Source organism: Paraburkholderia sp. SIMBA_053, assembly GCF_046534895.1.
In the GTDB taxonomy this organism is placed as follows: domain Bacteria; phylum Pseudomonadota; class Gammaproteobacteria; order Burkholderiales; family Burkholderiaceae; genus Paraburkholderia; species Paraburkholderia caledonica.
Genome location: NZ_JAWRXU010001071.1, coordinates 1 through 257, shown reverse-complemented (window position 1 = coordinate 257; position 257 = coordinate 1). Strand labels below are relative to the sequence as shown.

Below are 257 nucleotides of genomic sequence, written 5' to 3'. Positions count from 1 at the left end.
ACTTCAACCCGATCATAAAGCGACCGGTCATAGTGATAGCGTTGGGAGGCAGGCCGGTTTCCATCTATATAAACGGAGTTGGCTCGGGCACCAAGGCGTCCGCCCCGAGTGGTTGACGATTGGAAGCCTCGGATGGTGAAGGTATTCGATAGCGCTCCTCCAGAAGCACCGGCCGAGGCACCCGGCACGTACTGGAGAATGTCATCAAGCCGCCTTACGTTTAAGCGTTCAAGCATCTCAGAAGAAACAACGTTGAC

1 protein-coding gene is annotated in these 257 nt (G+C 54.9%); it reads right to left on the bottom strand.

Features of this window, described 5'->3' with window-relative positions:
• Positions 1 to 257: TonB-dependent receptor plug domain-containing protein (locus SB753_RS38920; RefSeq protein ID WP_410805398.1), on the bottom strand; the 257-nt coding region annotated here is incomplete at both ends.